This window comes from Fundidesulfovibrio magnetotacticus (assembly GCF_013019105.1).
Classification (GTDB): Bacteria; Desulfobacterota; Desulfovibrionia; order Desulfovibrionales; family Desulfovibrionaceae; genus Fundidesulfovibrio; species Fundidesulfovibrio magnetotacticus.
In genome coordinates, this window is the sequence record NZ_BLTE01000024.1 from 17385 (window position 1) to 35443 (window position 18059).

An 18059-nucleotide genomic window follows, 5' to 3' on the forward strand; every position below is an offset into this window, starting at 1 on the left:
GGTATCCTGGGTTTGCGGCGGCTCGGGCGGACCCCGCCGCACGGGCCGTCAGTTCGCCTGGGAGTCCTTGAAAAAGTCTTTGAGGAACTCCTGTTCCTTGGGGCTCAGGTTGAAGCGCATGCCCGCCTCCCCCAGGAGTTTGGCCAGGGAAGCCCCCGGTTTGGCAAGGGCTTCGGAAACCCAGGACACGGCGTTACGCATCAATTCGGACTGGGGAATCACGGTGCTCATGGGAAGTTTCTCCTGGTGCTGCAAGCATTACCAAACGGCAATCATCTTTGTATCTTATGCACGGAGGGGTTGCAAGGATCGCCCGCGCGTCGTACCCATGCCCGGCGCGCCGCCTGGCGCATTCCCCTAAGAACCGCAGCCGCGCCGTCAGCAAGGACATCGCATGGACCCCTGGCTCAGTTCCATCATTCTCGGCATCGTCGAGGGCGTCACCGAATTCCTGCCCGTGTCGTCCACGGGGCATCTCATTCTCACGGGTGCGCTCCTGGGACATGCGGGAGAGAAGGCCGCCTCGTACGACATCATCATTCAGCTTGGGGCCATTCTCGCGGTGGTGGTGATGTACCGCGAGCGCTTCGCGGGGCTCGTTGTCCCCCGGCCGCGCGAGCGTTTCACCGGAACGCGCGGGCTGATGCTCCTGTTTCTCACCTGCCTCCCGGCCGGTCTGCTGGGGCTCTTCGCGCGCAAGGCCATCAAGGCGCATCTTTTCGCCCCCCTGCCGGTGGCCCTGGCCCTGGCGGCGGGCGCGGTGATGATCCTCATCGTGGAGTCCAGGCGCGGCGGACGCGACAAATACCACGACTTCGACGACGTATCGCCCGCCCTGGCCCTGGGCATCGGCCTGTTCCAGTGCCTGTCGTTGTGGCCCGGGTTCTCGCGTTCGGCCTCCACAATCCTGGGGGCCATGATCCTGGGTTCGCGTCGCAAGCTGGCGGCGGAGTATTCCTTCGTGGCGGCGGTGCCCATCATGCTGGCGGCCACGGGGTACGAATTCTACAAGAGCTGGGCGGAGTTCAGCATGGCCGACCTCCAGTTCCTGGCCGTGGGGTTCGTGACGGCCTTCTTCTCGGCGTGGCTGGCGGTGAAGTGGTTCATCGGCCTGGTGAGCCGCATGACGCTCCGGCCCTTCGCCGTGTACCGGCTGCTCCTGGCCCTGGCGGTGTTCGTCTTCTGGCCTTCGTGAAAAATCCTGCGAAGGGGGGTTGCCAAGGGAAGGGCAACCGTGTACTTAGCCCCTCCTGCCGCGAGCGGCAATTTGTGGCGAGGTAGCTCAGTCGGTTAGAGCATGCGGCTCATATCCGCAGTGTCGGGGGTTCAATTCCCTCCCTCGCTACCAAGAGAACAACGGCCTCTCAGTGTAACCCACTGAGGGGCCTCCTTCTTTTTGGCGGCGCTCCCCTCCGGGCAGGCCTGCCCCGTACTCCGTGCCGGGCCGACGGAACTTGTGCGCCGGTCCGCGCCCGGTTAGAGTGTCAGGCGACGCGCGGCGGCGCGTCGCGACGTCTACCCAAGGAGCCTGCCGCATGCCTGGCGAACACTTGAACTGGGACGATCTGGAATGGGACATCCCCGCACGGGGGGTCCGGCGCAAGGTGGTGCACGGAGCGGGCTACACCCTGGCCTTGGTGGAGCTCTCGCCGGACGACTCGCCCGCCCTCCACGCCCACCCTCACGAGCAGGCCAGCACCGTGCAGAACGGGCACGGCGTCTTCATCGTGGACGGCAGGCGACACCCGGTGCGAAGCGGCGACGTGGTGCGCATCGCTTCCAACGTCCCCCACGCCCTGGCCGTGCCCGGGCCGGGCGTCGTCACCGTGCTGGACGTGTTCGTGCCCAGGAGGGAGGAGTTCCCGGAGTCGAAGAGGAAAGCGTGAACCGCCCCCGCTCCGCCCGCCGCTGACGCCCGCGCTCCGGCGGGAGCCTCCCCTTGGCGGGCACGGCCCCTCGGCGCTCAGCGGGGCTTCAGGCGGTGCAGCACCTCGCCCGCGTCCTCCACGAGCAGGACGCCTTCGTCCTCTCGGCCCCGGTACGCCTCGATGTCGATGGCGTCCGGGTCCATGTACCCCAGGTTGATGCGGCGGCACTCCTCCTCCGGGATGGACGTGGCCAGAATCACCTCGATGCGCGGCATCTCCACCCCGTCCTCGAACCGGCCGAGGCCGCGCACGTGCGTGGAATGCGCCAGCACGGCCCAGGGCACGTCCTTGAACTGGTCCATCCTTTTCAGGAAGTAGTCGCGCGAGTGGTAGCCCACCTTTTTGATCAGCTCGCCCCAGGTGTCCGAGACGCGCGTGATGTGCTTGCCGTGGATGATGAGCCTGCCCCCGTCCGCAACCACGGGCTCCAGCTTGTACATCACCTTTCCCGCCACCCACAGCTCGTCGTACATGTGCGACGCCGTGCCCAGCACCGTGTGGTAGGGCTTGTCCTTGGTGACGATGTGCAGCTTGGCGGAAAGTTCCGTGGCCATGGTCCAGGCTTCGCGCGTCTCGCCCACGTAGAGCCCCGCCAACTCCTGCTTGGAGCGCACCACCATGGACATGCACAGCCTGGGCACCGTGACCAGCCTGGCCGCCCGCGTAAGGGCCTCGCGCACGGGCGTCTGCCGGATGCCGATGGTGTCCCAGCAGGTGACCACCGCGCCCAGCCAGTGGGTGAAGTGCAGAAAATCGCCCCCCGCCACGCCGGGGAACAGATACTTGTCGCCCCCGGAGAAACCGGCCACCTCGTGGGGGAACACCGGCCCGAGGATCACGATCAGGTCGTAGTCGTACACGTGGCGGTTGATGGCCACGTCGACGCCCTGGGCGAAGAGTCCGCCCGAGATGTCGCGCACGTCCTCGTCGGAGAGCCGCCCGATCACCTTGAGGGTGTCGGGCAGGTCCCAGCGGTGGTTCAACAGCCTGGACCCGGGCAGCAGCCGCGCGCGCGTCTCGGGCGTGAGGCCGTAGAGTTCCTCGATCTCACGCTCGGGCAGCGGCTGATGGGTGCCCAGGGCCACCATGAAATCCAGGCAGGCCACGTGGGGGACCATGAGTTCGGCCAGGTTCCTGATCATCATGGGCAGGGGGCAGGTTCGCGTGGTGTCCGGCGTGAGGACCAGCACGCGCTTGCCCGCGAACGCCTTCCTCGGCGCGCCGTGCTCCATGACGGAGCGAACTTCGGCCTCGCTCAACCCCTTGTCCAGATATCCGATTCCGTCTGCCATGGGCGTCCCCCTTACATGGACTTGGTGAAAACGTCCGCCACGTCCTCGCGCGAGAGCGCCACGGGCGTGATGTCGAAATGCCGTCCCACCGTGGCGTAGACGTTGTCGGTCAAGGCCCGGACGTCGGACGGCGAGAAGCCGTGACCGGAAAGCCTTTCGCCGTCAAGTCCGCACCGCGCGATAAGGTCTTCGAGCGCCCGCGCGAAGGGCATGGGTTTCCCGTCGTCCGCGCCCAGGGCCCCGGCCAGCGCCAGGAAGGCCTCCGGCTTGCGGGATTCCAGGATGCCGAAGAAGGCCCGGGAGAGCATCACCAGACCCAGGCCGTGCGGCAGGGAGGGATTCATGGCCGAGAGCGCGTGCTCCATGGGGTGGTGCACGATGTTGGCCGAAAGCGTCTGGCAGACGCCCGCCGCCGTGGCCGCCCAGGCCATGCCCGCGCGGGCCTCCAGGTTGGAGCCGTCCCTGATGGCCGTCGGCAGATGCCTGGAAATGAGACGCACGGACTCCAGGCTGAAAAGCTCCGAGGCTGGCTGGCTCACCGTGGCCAGGAAGGTCTCCGCGGCGTGGAAGAAGGCGTCCATGCCGGTGTGGGCCGTCTGGGCGGGGGGCAGGCCGATGGTCAGTTCAGGGTCCACGATGGCCAGCGCGGGGATGGTGCTCTCGAACCCGAAGCCCAGCTTCTCCTTGCTCTCCAGGCGGCTGATCACCGCCCAGGGGTCGCACTCCGAGCCCGTGCCCGACGTGGTGGTGATGGTCACGATCGGCAGCGGCGGCTTCTCGGGCTGCCTGCGTCCGCCCGTGCCGCGCTGCACGTACTCCCAGAAACGGCCGGGATTCGTGGCGGCCACCGCGACGGCCTTGGCCGCGTCCATGGGGCTTCCGCCTCCCAGGCCGATCACCACGTCGCAGGAGCGCTCGCGCGCCAGACGCGCCGCCTCGTCGATGGAGGACTCCACGGGGTTCGGCGTGACGCCCGCGTAGACGACGGCCTCCATGCCCCGGCCTTCCAGGGCTCGGACCACCCTGCCCAGGATCCCCGCCCGCTCCATGGCGCCGCTCGCGCCCGTGACCACAAGGGCCTTGCCGCCCGGCAGGTGGGGTGTCGAGCCCAGCTCGGAGAGGCGCCCGGGACCGAAAAGGATGCGGGTGGGCATGAACAGATTGAAGGCATTCATGGTGTGGCCTCGCTATGGTTTAGTGCTGCATGGGGCGTCCGCTCCCCTCGTCCGCGCGGACCGGGGCCCGGTTCCGGCCCATGGCGGACAGCCCCGCCCGGGCGATGTCTTGGGTGCTCATGGCGGGGCTCCCTATGCGTTGGCGATGACCTGCGCGTAGAGCGCGCGCTGGCGCTCGACGGCCTCCAGGTGGAGTGCGTGGGCCCCGGCGTCCGGGGCGAGGGCGGTCCCCTCGGGAACGGGAAGGTCGGCCACGTCGCGCACCACGCCCAGGGCCTCCAGGGCCATCAGGGCCGCGCCGCGCATGGACGGCTCCTCCACGTCCGGGAAGAGCACCTCGCGCCCCACGGCGTCCGTGAGGATGCGCCGCCAGGCCGACGAGGCCCGCAACGCCCCGCCTCCGGCCACCACGGTGAATCGTCCGGGCAGCACGGCGGCAAGCTCCTCCAGCACCATGTACAGGCGCTGGGCCACCGATTCCAGCCCCGCCCTGAAAATCTCCACGGGCCGCGTGGCCAGGGTCATGCCCAGCACGGCCCCGTTGGCCTTGCCGGACCAGCCCGGCGCGCGCTCTCCCGCCATGAGCGGGAGCACGGTCAGCCCGTGGGAGCAAGGCTTCATGGACGCCACCTCGCGTTCCACATCCTCCGGAGCGCCCAGGCGCAGCACCTCGCGCATCCAGGCGGGCAGCGACCCGCCCTCTGTGAGCGCCCCGCCGGGCAGGGAGCGTTCACGGTCCAGGCGGTAGCGCCACAGGGCCTTGGGCAGCATGCCGGGCGCGCCGGGCGTTACCGCGCGCACGGCGCTGGTGGTGCCCAGCGTCACGGCCACGCGTTCCGGCGAGGCACAGCCCGTGCCCACGTTGGCGGCCGCCCCGTCGCCCATCAGGGGGAACCACGGGATGTTCGCCAGGGCGGGCCAGCGCGTGTGCCAGCCGTCGGCCAGCCCCGTGCAGGGCTCGTCCAGGTCCGCCAGGGGCGAGAACAGCGACGGCGTGAGCTCCAGGCGGCCCAGCAGCTCCTCATCCCAGCGCAGCTCCCGCGAATCCAGGAGTCCGGACCAGGAAGCCGCGCTGAAGCTGGCGCGGGCCTTCCCGAAGAGGGTCAGCTCCAGATACTCGCCCAGCGTGACGAACCTTGCCGCCGAACGGAACACCTCGGGCCGGTGGCGCTTGAGGTGCAGCAGGCGCGGCGCGGCGTAGCTGGGGTGGAAGCGACACCCTGTCCGCTGCCTGAAACGCTCCTCGTCCAACTCGCGGCGCAGGAACTCCGCCTCCCCGGCGGAACTCAGGTCCGCGTAGGTGGAGAGCCGGGTCATGGGCCGCGCGTCGCGGTCCACGGCCATGAGGTTGGAGACGAAGGAGCATCCGCCGACGGCCTTGATGGAGCGGGCCATGTCGCCCGCATCGGCCAGCACCCGGTCGATGCAGGAGAAGAGTCCGTCCAGCAGGGCGTCGGGGTCGGCGGTGTTCTGGCCGTCCGGATCGCCGCGCAGGACGGTGGGCGCGGCGGCGGCAAGCCCCTCCACCAGCCTGCCTCCCGCGTCGAACACTCCGGCGCGGGTGGTGGTGGAGCCCACATCGAGGGCCAGCACCAGGGGGGCGGCGGCCTTTGAGGGCGGGATGCTCTCCATGCTCGGCCTAGGCTCCCGTCAGGGGTCGCAGGTGGCGCTCGAAGTGGATGCGAAGCACTTCCTCGTGCAGGGCGCGGTGTTCCTTGAGCAGGGCCGCCAGGCGCTCCCTGAAGGATGGCCCGCCCCGCGCCCCCGGGGCGGTGAGCACCGAACCGAAGGTGACGTGCAGTATCTGGCGGCCGTTGTCGTAGCCGAGGTAGGCCGCTTCGAGCACGCCCTTGTCGAGACGCTCCGGCGGGGAAGAACCGCCCAGCACGGCCGAGATGTGGTAGCTGGCCTTGTCCGTGTCGAAGCGGGCGCGGGAGAACCCGACGATTTCGCGGAACAGGTCCGGGTCGGCCCGGCAGGCCACGCGCAGGGCCTCCAGGTAGCTGGTCCCGGCGGTTTTCACGTGGAAGACGCCCCTGGTGGCCTTGGCGAGCAGGGGGTAGACCCCGAACTTGTCCGATCCGCTGTGCAGGGAGAGCTTGTAGGGGCCGAAGCGCTCGGCCACGGCGGCGTGCCGGGCCAGCACGTCGCGCAGTTCGCGCAGGTCGCCCCGGTAGTCCACGCCCTTCTCGAAGGCTCCGGGGAAGCGCGGGGCGAGGCTCACGATGGCGACGCCCCGTCGCTTGAGTTCCATGGCGATGTAGCAATGCTCGGCAACGCTGGTGGGCTCCTCGGTCTCGTCGACGGAGACCTCGATCTCCCAGGGCTTCCCGGCGCGGACCTCGGCGATGTGGGCGGCCATGGCCTGGATGTGGTCCAGGGCGCGGCCGTACTTCACCACGGCCCGGTACAGGGTCTGCCTGTCGAAGGCGACCGCGCCCGTGCCGAGATCGAAGGATTTGCCCTCGTAGAGCCCGGCCGCCTGCTCCGCGCCCCCCTGCCCGGCCTGGACCATGGCCTCGAAGCGCTTCTCGAGTTCCGCCCCGTCGTACCCCCCGGCGTTCTGGTCCACGTGGTCGGAGGGATCGATGGTGAAGAAGACGAAGCCGGACGCGGCGGTCACGTCCACGTCCGCGAAGGTTTTCAGGTGGTCGGCGTCCGCGCCGGTGGGGCCGGTCCAGCCGGAGCGCAGCGCCCCGAAGACGGCGTCGGACATCACCTCCGGCGGTGTGCGGCGGGTGCGGGTCATCTCCCGGATGGATTGCTGGCAGAAGATGGGGACAAGGCCCTCCCCGGCCGCGCGCATGGCCGCGGCATGGCCGGGGGTGGCCAGGCCGATGCGGTCTCCGAAGCCGAAGGAGGGGGCGAGCCCGGTGGCCCCCGGGGTGAGCGAGGGCATGGCGGCCAGGAGCGCGGGCAGGTTGGCCGGGCAGGAGCGTCCTAAGGACAGGGAGTATCCGCCCGCATGATCGAGCGTACCCTCCGCCAGGGAAAGCAGGGGCGCGCCCGGGGTCACCGAAAAGACGTGCTCCACTCCGCTTTTGTCCATGACGCCCGCCACGCCGCCCCCGGCGGGCGCGAGAGACGCCGCCACGACATCCGAACCCAACGTGCCGGAAAGGGCGTCGGTCAGCTTGTCCCGGCCTTCTCCCTGGTGGACGAGGAATGCCCCCAGGGGGGCCTTGATGGCTTCCATGCTCTGCTCCGTCAGATCGAAGTGACGGCGAATCCGCCGTCCACCACGAGGTTGGCTCCGGTTATGAAGCTGCCGGCCTTGTCCGATGCCAGAAGGAGGGTTGCTCCCACAAGCTCCTCCGCCTCGCCGAAGCGGTCCATGGGGGTCTGGCGCATGATGGAGGCGATGCGGTCCTTGTCGAGCACCTTGCGGTTCTGCTCGGCCGGAAAGAAGCCCGGGCACAGGGCGTTGACCCGGATGCCCCTGCCTGCCCATTCGCGGGCCAGGTTCTGCGTCAGGTTCCACACGGCCGCCTTGGTGAGACTGTAGGTGAACACCCGGGACAACGGCCTCAGCGCGGACATGGAGCTCAGGTTGATGATGGAGCCGCCCCTGCCCGCCCCTGTCCAGTGGGAGGCGACCACCTGGCACCCCAGGTGCACGGAGAGGAGGTTCGTGCGGACGATGCGCTCGAATTCCTCCTCGGCGATCTCCAGGTAGGGCGTGGCCGAATTGACGCCCGCCCCGTTCACCCAGACGTCCACGCCGCCGAAACGGTCCAGGGAAAGTTCAAGTGCAGCTTGAAGGTCCGCCTTGCTGGTGGCCTCGGCCCTGGCGAAGAGCACCTCGTCCTCGGGCGCGCCCCAGGCTTCGCGGTGCGCGCGGGCCTTGGACTCGTCCCTGCCGACCAGCACGACCCGGCAGCCCGCCCGCCACAGCCCTTTGGCCATGGCCCCGCAGAGCACGCCCGTTCCGCCCACCACCACGGCCGTCTTGCCGGTCATGCCGAACAGTCCGGCCAGAAAACGCTCCGTTTCCGTGTTGCTCATGAGGGCTCTCCCCGACTTACTTGCCAAGATATTTCGGCACGATGAGGGTTATCCAGGGGATGTAGGTGGCCGCCATGAGCGCCACGACCATCGCCGCGTAGAACGGCCAGATGGCGCGCATGGCCTCCTCGATCTTGATCTTGCCCACCGCGCACCCCACGAACAGCACCGACCCGACCGGAGGGGTGCACAGGCCGATGCCCAGGTTGATCATGAGCACGATGCCGAACTGCACCGGGTCCATGCCCACGGCCTTCATCACCGGCAGGAAAATGGGCGTGCAGATGATGATGAGCGGGGCCATGTCCATGAACGTGCCCAGGAAGAGCAGGATGGCGTTCACGATGAACATGATCACGTAGGGATTGTCGGACACGGCCCGCAGGATCTCGTAGAGCTTTGCGGGCACCTGGTTCAGGGCCAGCAGCCAGCCGAAGGACGCGGCCGTGCCGATGATCAGCAGCACCAGGGCCGTGGTGCGCGTGGCGTTCACCGTTGCCCGCTTGAAATCCTCCCACTTGAGGGACTTGTAGCCCAGCGCCGTGACAGCGACCGCGTAGATGACCGCGATGGCCGAAGACTCCGTGGCCGTGAAGATGCCCGAAAGCACGCCGCCGATGATGATCACGGCGGTGAGCAGGCCCGGCAGCGCCCCGAAGAAGGAGGCCAGCAGGGCCGCGAACCCCGGGAAGGGCTCGCGGGGGTAGTTGCGCTTCACAGCGATGAGGTAGGCGGCGGCCATGAGGCACAGGCCCACCAGCACGCCGGGGACGAAGCCGCCCAGGAACATGTTGGTGACGGAAACCGTCCCGCCCGCCGCGATGGAATAGATGATCATGTTGTGGCTGGGCGGGATGATGAGCCCGATGGTGGCGGCGGTGACGGTTACGCTCACGGCGTAGTCCGTGCCGAATCCCTTGCGCTTCATCATGGGGATGAGCGTGGTGCCCAGGGCGGAGGCGTCCGCCACGGCGGAGCCCGAGATGCCGCCGAAGAACATGCTGGCCACCACGTTCACCAGGCCAAGCCCTCCCCGGATGTGGCCCACCATGCCGCTGGCCAGGCGCACCAGCCGGTCGGAGATGCCGCCGTACTGCATGATCTCGCCCGCGTAGATGAAGAACGGGATGGCGATGAGCGAAAACGAGTTCATGCCCGAGGCCATGCGCTGGAACACCACCATGGGGGGAATGTCCATGTAGACGATGGTGATCAGGCTGGAGACGCCCAACACCACGGCGATGGGCACCCCGATGAGCATGAGGACCAGGAAGGAGCCGAACAGCACCCAGAGTTCCATGTTGACCCTCCTAGTCCCTGGCCGCGCGCCAGAAATGCTCGATGCTGAAGAGAACGAAAAGCAACCCCGCCACGGGGAACGGCAGGTAGCTCAGGCCCGTGGAGATGCCCAGGGTGGGGATGACATGCCCCCAGGTGGTCATCACCTGTTGCCAGCCGAAGTAGACCATGCACCCGCCGAACGTCCCGACCACCACATGAATGAGCATGGAGCACGCCTTGCGCATGGGCCGGGGCATAAGGTCCAGGGTGAAGGAGATGCCTATGTGCGTCTTTTCGTGCACCCCGGCCGCCGCGGCGATCATGATGAACCACACCATGACGAACAGGACCGACGTCTCGGACCACTGTGGGCTGTCGTTCATGATGTATCTCGAAAAGATCTGCCACCCGATGACAACAATGCAATAGACGAGCCCTATCGCACTGAACTGCATGCACAGACGTGCGATCCGGGTGTTGAATGCCGTCAGTCTTTCCAGCGCGGACGTCATGAAGGTCTCCTTGATGGGGGGGCCGGACGCCGCCCTGGCGGCGTCCGGCGGCATCCGTGCCTACTGAACGGCCTGGATCTTCGTCACCAGGTCCTTGAGCTGGGGGGTGTTGGCGAACTTGTCGTACAAGGGAGCCATGGCCTTGATGAAGGGCTCCTTGTTGACTGTGTTGATCTTGCTGCCCGCGGCCTCGACCACCTTGCGGGCCTTGTCCTCGCGCTCGGCCCAGAGCTTGCGCATCACGGGCACCGACTCCCTGGCGGCCTTGCGCAGCAGGGCCTGGTCTTCCTTGGAGAGCTTGTTCCAGGTCACCTTGGAGACCACCAGCACCTCGGGGGACATGGAGTGCTCGTCCAGAGAGTAGAACTTGGCCACCTCGAAGTGGCGGGTGGATTCGTAGGAGGGCCAGTTGTTCTCCGCGCCGTCGATGACGCCGGTGGAAAGGGCCTCGTACACCTGGCCGAATTCCATGGGCGTGGCGTTGGCGCCGAGGGCGGCCACCATGGAGACGAACAGGTCGGAGTTCTGCACGCGGATCTTCATGCCCTTCATGTCTTCAGGCGTGTTGATGGGCTTCTTGGAGTTGTAGAACGAGCGCGCGCCCGAGTCGTAGAAGCACAGGCCGATGAGGCCGTAGGGCTCCAGCGAGTCCAGGATCTGGTCGCCGATGGGGCCGTCCATGACTTTGTGCATGTGTTCCACGGAGCGGAAGATGAAGGGCAGGCCGGGAATGGCGGTGGGCGGGGCCACGCTGTTGAGCGGCGCCATGTTCACGCGGTTCACGTCGATGGCCCCCGCGATGGTCTGCTCGATGGTGTCCTTTTCCTCGCCCAGCTGGCGACCCGGGAAAACCTTCATGGTGATGCGTCCCTTGGACTGTTCTTCGAGCGTCTTGGCCATGGCCTTCACGGCCTGGACGGTGGGATAGTCCTCGGGGTGGGTGTCGGCGCTCCTGAGGGAAACCTTGTTCTGGGCGAAGGCCTGTCCCGCCAGGGACAGGATCAGCGCGCCCGCCATCAAAAAACGCATCGCTTTCGTGGCCATGTGTTCCTCCTTGTGGAACAGGGTGTCTCGTCGACCAAATCGATCCGCGCGAATCAAAGGCGGTAAGCCTTTTTGGCCAGGGAATAGGCCAGCTCCCGCGCCAAGAGGACGGCCTCGTCCTCGTCCAGGCGGTGGGTGGCCACCATGTCGGCCAGGAAGGAACAGTCGACCCTTCTGGCCACGTCGTGCCGGGCGGGTATGGAAAGAAACGCCCGCGTGTCGTCGTTGAAGCCCACGGTGTTGTAGAAGCCCGCAGTCTCCGTGACCATGCGGCGGTAGCGCATCATGCCCTCGGGGCTGTCGTGGAACCACCAGGCCGGACCCAGCCGAAGGACCGGATACACCCCGGCCAGAGGGGCCAACTCCCGGCTGTAGGCCGATTCGTCCAGGGTGAAGAGGATCACCGTGAGGCCCCGCTCGTGCCCGAACCTGTCCAGCATGGGCTTCAGGGCGTGCACGAAGTCCGTGCGGGAGGGGATGTCCGCTCCCTTGTCGCGCCCGAAGCGGGTGTGGATGTCCAGGCTGTGGTTGCGGAAGGAGCCGGGATGGATCTGGATCACCAGTCCGTCGTCCAGGCTCATGCGCACCATCTCGGTCAGCATCTGTGCGCGGAACAGCTCGGCTTCGGCCGGGGTGGCCGTGCCGCGCAGGGCCTTGTGGAAAAGGCGCTCGCACTCCGAAGCGTCGAGATCGGCCGTGGCCGCCGAGGGATGGCCGTGGTCCGTGGCCGTGGCCCCCAGGGACTTGAAGAATTCCCGTCTGGCCGCCAGGGCGCGCAGGTAGCCTTTCCACGATCCGGCGTCCTCGCCGGTGAGCTGGCCGAGACTGGCCACGTTGGCCGCGAAGCCCTCGAAGTCCGGGTCCACGCAGGGGTCCGGGCGGAAGGTTGGGACCACCCTGCCCTTCCAGCCGCTGTCCAGCACGGCCTTGTGATGTTCCAGGGAATCCAGCGGGGAATCCGTGGTGGCGATCACCTCGATGTTGTAGCGCTCGTAGAGCGCCCGGCATCGGAACTCCGGCAGGGACAGCCTGGCGGCGAGCCGGTCGTAGAAGCTCTCCGCGTTGGCGGCTTCCAGGCGCTCCTCGATGCCGAACACGTGCAGGAACACGTGTTCCAGCCACATGCGCGAGGGGGTGCCCCTGAGCAGGTGGTAGTTCTCGGCAAAGAGGCGCCAGATGGCGCGCGGGTCGGCTTCGGTCCGGCCGCCGTCCACGCGGGGCACGCCCAGGGCTTCCAGGGGCACTCCCTGGCTGTGGAGCATGCGGAACACGTAGTGGTCCGGAATGAGGAAGAGCACGGCCGGGTCCGGGAAGCGGACGTCCTCGGCGTACCAGCGGGGATCGGTGTGGCCGTGGGGGCTCACGATGGGCAGGTCCTTCACCTCGGCGTAGAGTCGGCGGGCTATGCCGCGTGTTCCGGGGTCTGCCGGGAAGAGCCTGTCCTCGTGCATGGTCCAGTTCGTGTTCATGGGGTTGTTTCCTTTGCGGGCCTATTCGCCCAGCAGTACGCGGCGCACCTGCTCCAGGTGGCGGCGCATGGCCGCGCGCGCGCCCTCGGCGTCCCCGACGGCGATCCTGTCCAGGATGACGCGATGGTCCTTGGCCGCACGCCTGGCGTTGGTGGGCAGCTTCACTTTCCTGCAGATGGCCTGGAAAAGGGGATGCCGCATGCCCTCCCAGAGGTCCTGCACGATGGCGCGCAGGACGGAATTGCGGGAAACGGCCGCGATGCGGGCGTGGAACAGGAGGTCGCCATCCTCGTGGGAAAGCACCTCCTGCGTTCCCGTCTCGATGTCCGCCTCCATCTTGCCGATGGCTTCGGCCAGGCCTTCGATCTCCTCGGAGGTGATGTCCCGGGCGGCGATGGCGGCCAGCTCCCCCTCGATGACGATGCGCGCGGAGATGAGGTCGAAGGGGCTGGGCCCCTGGTCCATGGAGGCGCGTACGGCCTGCCCGGGCTCGGCGGGCAGGTCCTTGACGAAGATGCCCGACCCGGTGCGCACTTCGACCAGGCCCTGGAGTTCCAGGGCGATGATGGCCTCGCGGATGGTTGGCCTGCTCACGCCGAAGCGCAAGGCCAGGTCGCGCTCGGAAGGGAGGCGCTGCCCTGGCTGCCATTCCCGACCGGCCAGGGCCTCGGCCACCTGGCTCGCGACCTGCTGGTAGAGTCTCTGGCTTTCGACAGGCTGGAGAACCATGGGCAGACCTCGACAAATTGGTTTGGCCAATGTCGCATCACGATTCAATTTGGTCAAGTGGCATTACCAATTTTTGCGTCCCGTCCCGACTTCCCGCTCGGCCTTCGCCGCAATTGCTCCAGCGCGAAAAATGATATACGCGCATAGAAATCCCCGCGGGCAAACTGCGCGGCGCCGCCCTTCGTCCGCCTTTCAGCTACTGCCTCGCGGCCCGCATCGGCGACGACCGAAGGCCTCATGGGACACTACCGCCGGATCATCCTCTTCAACATTCTCGCGCTTCTGGCGTGGTGCTGCTGTATTTACGTCCTCTACACCAAGGCCATCAAGGACGACGTGCGCTCCATGCGCTTCGCGGCCCTCACCGAGGCCCGCATCGCCTACGACAAGGACATCACCTACCGGCGCTGGGCCGCCAAACTGGGCGGCGTGTACGCCGAGATCAGCGAGTCGCTGCACCCCAACGAACACCTCGACGTGCCGGGCCGGGACATCACAACCCCGGACGGCAAGCGCCTCACGCTCGTCAATCCCGCCTACATGACCCGCATGGTCCACGAAATCGCCCAGGAGGCCGCCGGGCTCAAGGGGCATATCACCAGCCTCGACCCCATCCGAGCGGCCAATGCACCTACTGCCTGGGAGGCGCAGGCCCTGCGCTCTTTCCAGGAAGGCGTCCCGGAATTCATCGCTTTCGACGACGAGGACGGACGCCCCGTACTGCGCTTCATGCGCCCCATGATCACCGAAAAGCCCTGCCTGAAGTGCCACGCCCGCCAGGGCTACAAGGAAGGGGACATCCGGGGCGGCATCAGCGTCACGATGCCCCTCGACCAGTACGCCCCGGCCCTGGCCGACGCCGAGTCCGGCACGCGCACCCGCTACACGCTCATCCTGCTGTCCGGCGTGGTGCTCATCGCCTTCTCCACGGGCGTGCTCTGGCTCAACGAACGCCTGCGCGACAAAACAATGCGCATCGCCATGGAATCCGACCGCCGCATCCGCGAAAGCGAAGAGCGCTACAGGATGTATGTCCAGCACGCGCCCCTGGCCATCTTCATCGCCGACGGCCAGGGCCGCCTCGTGGACGTGAACCCCATGACCTGCGAGGTCACCGGCCACTCGCGAGCCGAGCTGCTGCGCCTCACCCTGCTGGACCTCCTGCCGGGCAACGCCCGCCGGGTGGGGCGACTGCATATGGAGAACGTCGCCGCCAAAGGGGCCACCGTGGGCGTGCTGCCCTACCTCACCCGGGAGGGCGCGGTGCGCTGGTGGGAGGTTTCGGCCGTGAAGCTCTCGGACGACCGCGTCCTGGGCTTCGCCAACGACATCTCCGACCGCAAGCGCGCCGAGGACACCCTCTCGGCCTCCCTGCACGAGAAAGAGGTGCTCCTGCGCGAAATCCACCACCGCGTGAAGAACAACCTCCAGATCGTGTGCAGCCTGCTGAGCCTCCAGGGACAGGGCGTCGACAACCAGGACGCCCTTCGCGTGCTGGGCGACTGCCAATGCCGCGTCATGTCCATGGCCCTCGTCCACGAGCAACTCTACCGCTCCGGAGACCTCTCCGGCATCAACGTGCGCCACTACGTGGAGACCCTCCTCTCCCGGCTGCTGGCCTCCTGCAGGACGGAGTCGACGATCACCCTCTCCGTGGACATCCCGCCCATGAACCTGAGCCTGGACCAGGCCATCCCCTTCGGCCTGGTGCTCAACGAACTGGTCACCAACTCACTGAAGCACGCCTTCACGGGTCGCGCGTCCGGCCACATCGAGGTGCGCGGCGTCCAGGAGGACGGCGAAATGGCCTTCACCATCCGCGACGACGGCCTCGGGCTCCCGCACGGCTTCAAGGTGGAGCTCGCCACTTCGTTGGGCCTGCAGATCGTGAGCACGCTGGTGGGGCAGTTGCGCGGCAACATGGAAATGCGCTCCAACGGAGGCACCGAGTTCGTCTTCCACATTCCCGGTCCGGCCGCCTGACGCGCCCCAAGGGGCGACACGAGAACCCCATCCCGGAGAATCCCCCATGCGCACCTTCCTCCCTGCTCTCATCCTGCTTCTGACGCTGACCCAGGCGAGCGCGACGAGCGCGGAACCCGGCAAGACAGCGGGACCTCCCCCGGCTTCCCTGGCCGTTTGGGAAGGCCGCTATCCCTTGGGCTATCGGGGCGAATACGGATCGTTCTTCGAAGACAAGGCCGTGAAAGCCCTGGTGGCGAATTCGGTGGATGCCAGGTGGCTGCGCAAGGTGCTGGGCTGGACGGTGAACACGCCCTTTACGCGCTCGGGCGACGTGCTCATGGCAACGCTGTGCAAACCGCACGACTGCGGAGACCACAACGCCGTGATCTTCTTCGACATGGACCGGGGCAGCCTCCAGATGTGCGTGAGCGAATTCGACGCCAGGCTCCAGACAGTGACGCACACCTGGGTGGGAGCGTCGCCGCGCCGCATCGAGGGCGGGGCCTGCGAGGACACCATCGGCTGCTACCGCCGGTTCAGGGACAAGTAGGAGAAGGCGGCCGTGCGGCCGCGGGAGCGCACAGGACGCGCCACGCCACGAATTGACGGACAGTGCGCCCCGGGGTATCGGGCTTAAAGGTCGACGGCGCTGACAGCAGAAAGGGCTCCGCTGCGGACCGGCCACGCTTGCCGGAAATGAGGGACCTGCCGCCCCTCCAGCGCCGTCACGACCTCCCTCGAACGGCAGGATGCCGACAGTTCAGCACGGCCTGAACAATGACTTGGTGCGAGAGGGGGGACTCGAACCCCCACGGTTGCCCGCCAGATCCTAAATCTGGTGCGTCTACCAATTCCGCCACTCTCGCATCGGGGCGAAACGCCCTAGCACGACTCGCCGAAATCCGCCAGATGGTCGGGGGGCGAAGCGCCGCGCCCCACGGCGAAGCCTGCGACAAGGGCGCGGTTCAGAAATGTCTGGGCCCCGCGCACGGCGTCGCGCAAGGCCTCTCCCCTCGCCAGCCGTGCGGCGATGGCCGCCGACAGGGCGCAGCCCGTGCCGTGGGTGTGCGGGGTGTCCACCTGGGGTACGGGAAGCGGCTCGGGTTCCTGCCCGGGCAGGGCCAGCCAGTCGATAAGCTCGCCGTCCCGGGCCTCCATGTGCCCGCCCTTGAGCAGCACCGCCCGGGGACCGAACGACAGGAGCTTTTCGAGCACCGCCAAGAGGCTCTCGCGGTCCGTGACCGCCATGCCGGTCAGAGCCTCGGCCTCGGGGCGGTTGGGCGTGGCCAGGTCGGCCAGGGGCAGCATCCGGCGGCGCAGGGCGTCCAGGGCGTCGCCCTTGAGCAGGGCGTGACCGCTCTGGGAAATGCACACCGGGTCCACCACCAGGGGAAAACGCTTGCGTTCGAGCCCCGCCGCCACGGCCTCCACGATGGCCGCCGAAAAGAGCATGCCCGTCTTGGCCGCGGCCACGGGGATGTCCTCCAGGACGGTGCGCAGCTGGAGCGCCACGAAGCCCGGTTCCGGAGCGTGGATGCCCGTAACCCCCCGGGTGTTCTGGGCGGTGAGCGCCGTCACGACGCTGGCGCCGTAGCAGCGGTGGGCCATGAAGGTCTTCAGGTCGGCCTGGATGCCCGCCCCTCCGCCGGAATCGGACCCGGCAATGGTCAGCACGCAGGGGCGCGCGCTCATGCGTCCAGCCCCTCCCCGCTGCGCCGCAGGTTGCGCAGCGAGAGACCGCTCTTGGCCAGCACCATCAGCCCGGTCACCGTGGTGGGGATGTACTGCATCATGTGGATCACAAGCCCGATGGCCAGGGCCAGCTCCTTGTCCACTTTGAAAAGCCCAAGCCCGAAGATCACGGCCGCCTCGAACACCCCCACGGAGCCGGGCGAGGAAGGCATGGCCATGCCCAGGGCCGAGAGGATGAACACGGCCAGGATCTGGCCCATGGTCAGCTGGAGCCCGGCCACCCAGGAGATGACCATGAAGGTGGGGATGGCGTAGAGCGCCCAGACCAGGGCCGTATAGAAGCCCAGGCCGATCAGGTAGCGCAGGGTCACCCCGTGCACCAGCTGGAGCTTCACCTCGTAGATGAACTCCCGCAGCCTGGCCACGGGCACCAGGGCGATGATCTTCTCGGCCTTCTCCGGCCACTTGCGCACGAAGAACAGGCAGGCCCAGATGGAGCCCACTCCCACGGCCAGGGGGAAGAAGGCCATCTTGAGCTTGAAGTGGAAAGCCACCACAAGGCCCATGGCCAGGATGGCGTTCAGGTCGAAAAAGCGCTCCCAGAAGACCATGCTGATGGACTGGCTGAGCGAATAGCCGCACTCCTTGCGCAGGTAGAAGGCCTTGGCCAGCTCGCCCAGTTTGGCGGGCACCACGTTGTTCACGGCCATGGAGAGCACGAAGGCCTTGAGCCCCACCCAGTTGCCGCAGGTGTAGCCCGAAAGGAAGTGCATGCGCAGGGCCATGGCCCCCCACCCCAGGAAGGAAAACAACGTGGAGACCACGAGGGCCGTGGCGTCGAAACGGGCGAAGGCCCCCCCCAGTTCCCGGAAATTGACGCCCCAGAAGGCGTAGACCAGACAGGCTCCGACCAGGCCCACGCGCAGGGCCAGGCTGACGGTTTTCTTCACGAGCATGTGCGTGTTTT

The 18059-nt window shown here is 67.4% G+C and carries 17 protein-coding genes and 2 tRNA genes; 5 read left to right on the plus strand and 14 right to left on the minus strand.

The features are described from left to right. Positions 1-48: 48 nt before the first annotated feature. Entirely contained in the window at positions 49-231 is a 183-nt protein-coding gene (locus NNJEOMEG_RS18640) for a hypothetical protein (protein ID WP_173086982.1), read from the minus strand. A gap of 163 nt (positions 232-394) precedes the next feature. Here NNJEOMEG_RS18640 and NNJEOMEG_RS18645 point away from each other — a divergent pair, with 163 nt between their 5' ends. The 3 genes from NNJEOMEG_RS18645 to NNJEOMEG_RS18655 all read left to right on the plus strand — a co-directional run bounded on the left by NNJEOMEG_RS18645 (position 395) and on the right by NNJEOMEG_RS18655 (position 1886). Then, entirely contained in the window at positions 395-1195 is an 801-nt protein-coding gene (locus NNJEOMEG_RS18645) for an undecaprenyl-diphosphate phosphatase (protein ID WP_173086983.1), read from the plus strand. A gap of 76 nt (positions 1196-1271) precedes the next feature. Beyond that, positions 1272-1348: transfer RNA gene (locus tag NNJEOMEG_RS18650), tRNA-Met, on the plus strand. 187 nt (positions 1349-1535) lie between these two features. Continuing rightward, entirely contained in the window at positions 1536-1886 is a 351-nt protein-coding gene (locus NNJEOMEG_RS18655) for a cupin domain-containing protein (protein ID WP_173086984.1), read from the plus strand. Between the two features lie 77 nt (positions 1887-1963). Here NNJEOMEG_RS18655 and NNJEOMEG_RS18660 read toward each other — a convergent pair whose 3' ends face one another. The 10 genes from NNJEOMEG_RS18660 to NNJEOMEG_RS18705 form a co-directional block, all read right to left on the minus strand. Next, positions 1964-3220 carry a lactate racemase domain-containing protein gene (locus NNJEOMEG_RS18660; RefSeq protein WP_217270607.1) on the minus strand — a complete coding sequence of 419 codons (1257 nt, stop codon included), beginning with the start codon at positions 3218-3220 and terminating at the stop codon, positions 1964-1966. A gap of 11 nt (positions 3221-3231) precedes the next feature. Further along, positions 3232-4395: an iron-containing alcohol dehydrogenase gene (locus tag NNJEOMEG_RS18665; RefSeq protein WP_173086985.1), complete on the minus strand. Its 1164-nt coding sequence runs from the start codon at positions 4393-4395 to the stop codon at positions 3232-3234. A 132-nt stretch (positions 4396-4527) separates the two neighbouring features. Continuing rightward, a complete protein-coding gene (locus NNJEOMEG_RS18670; RefSeq protein WP_173086986.1) occupies positions 4528-6027 on the minus strand; it encodes a gluconokinase in 1500 nt (499 codons plus the stop codon). Between the two features lie 7 nt (positions 6028-6034). Next, a complete protein-coding gene (locus NNJEOMEG_RS18675) occupies positions 6035-7591 on the minus strand; it encodes a tagaturonate epimerase family protein (protein WP_217270609.1) in 1557 nt (518 codons plus the stop codon). 11 nt (positions 7592-7602) lie between these two features. Then, a complete protein-coding gene (locus tag NNJEOMEG_RS18680; protein ID WP_173086987.1) occupies positions 7603-8400 on the minus strand; it encodes an SDR family oxidoreductase in 798 nt (265 codons plus the stop codon). A gap of 16 nt (positions 8401-8416) precedes the next feature. Further along, positions 8417-9700 carry a TRAP transporter large permease gene (locus NNJEOMEG_RS18685; protein ID WP_173086988.1) on the minus strand — a complete coding sequence of 428 codons (1284 nt, stop codon included), beginning with the start codon at positions 9698-9700 and terminating at the stop codon, positions 8417-8419. 10 nt (positions 9701-9710) lie between these two features. After that, positions 9711-10247 carry a TRAP transporter small permease gene (locus NNJEOMEG_RS18690; RefSeq protein ID WP_308464646.1) on the minus strand — a complete coding sequence of 179 codons (537 nt, stop codon included), beginning with the start codon at positions 10245-10247 and terminating at the stop codon, positions 9711-9713. 6 nt (positions 10248-10253) lie between these two features. After that, a complete protein-coding gene (locus NNJEOMEG_RS18695; protein WP_173086990.1) occupies positions 10254-11237 on the minus strand; it encodes a TRAP transporter substrate-binding protein in 984 nt (327 codons plus the stop codon). Positions 11238-11290: 53 nt separating this feature from the next. Then, positions 11291-12706 (minus strand): glucuronate isomerase, encoded by a 1416-nt coding sequence (uxaC, locus tag NNJEOMEG_RS18700; protein WP_217270616.1) that lies wholly within the window; start codon positions 12704-12706, stop codon positions 11291-11293. 21 nt (positions 12707-12727) lie between these two features. After that, positions 12728-13435 (minus strand): FadR/GntR family transcriptional regulator, encoded by a 708-nt coding sequence (locus NNJEOMEG_RS18705; RefSeq protein ID WP_173086991.1) that lies wholly within the window; start codon positions 13433-13435, stop codon positions 12728-12730. A gap of 237 nt (positions 13436-13672) precedes the next feature. Here NNJEOMEG_RS18705 and NNJEOMEG_RS18710 point away from each other — a divergent pair, with 237 nt between their 5' ends. Together NNJEOMEG_RS18710 and NNJEOMEG_RS18715 are read left to right on the plus strand one after the other, a co-directional pair. Beyond that, positions 13673-15418, plus strand: a complete 1746-nt coding sequence (locus NNJEOMEG_RS18710; RefSeq protein WP_173086992.1) for a histidine kinase dimerization/phosphoacceptor domain -containing protein — start codon at positions 13673-13675, stop codon at positions 15416-15418. 46 nt (positions 15419-15464) lie between these two features. Further along, positions 15465-15950 carry an Ivy family c-type lysozyme inhibitor gene (locus tag NNJEOMEG_RS18715; protein ID WP_173086993.1) on the plus strand — a complete coding sequence of 162 codons (486 nt, stop codon included), beginning with the start codon at positions 15465-15467 and terminating at the stop codon, positions 15948-15950. Positions 15951-16183: 233 nt separating this feature from the next. Here NNJEOMEG_RS18715 and NNJEOMEG_RS18720 read toward each other — a convergent pair. The 3 genes from NNJEOMEG_RS18720 to NNJEOMEG_RS18730 all read right to left on the minus strand — a co-directional run bounded on the left by NNJEOMEG_RS18720 (position 16184) and on the right by NNJEOMEG_RS18730 (position 18048). Continuing rightward, positions 16184-16266 (minus strand) — tRNA-Leu (locus NNJEOMEG_RS18720). Between the two features lie 16 nt (positions 16267-16282). Continuing rightward, complete coding sequence (gene thiD, locus NNJEOMEG_RS18725; protein WP_173086994.1) at positions 16283-17092, minus strand: bifunctional hydroxymethylpyrimidine kinase/phosphomethylpyrimidine kinase; 810 nt, start codon at positions 17090-17092, stop codon at positions 16283-16285. Further along, positions 17089-18048 carry a lysylphosphatidylglycerol synthase transmembrane domain-containing protein gene (locus NNJEOMEG_RS18730; protein ID WP_173086995.1) on the minus strand — a complete coding sequence of 320 codons (960 nt, stop codon included), beginning with the start codon at positions 18046-18048 and terminating at the stop codon, positions 17089-17091. Before NNJEOMEG_RS18730 ends, thiD begins: the two co-directional genes overlap by 4 nt. Positions 18049-18059 lie beyond the last annotated feature (11 nt).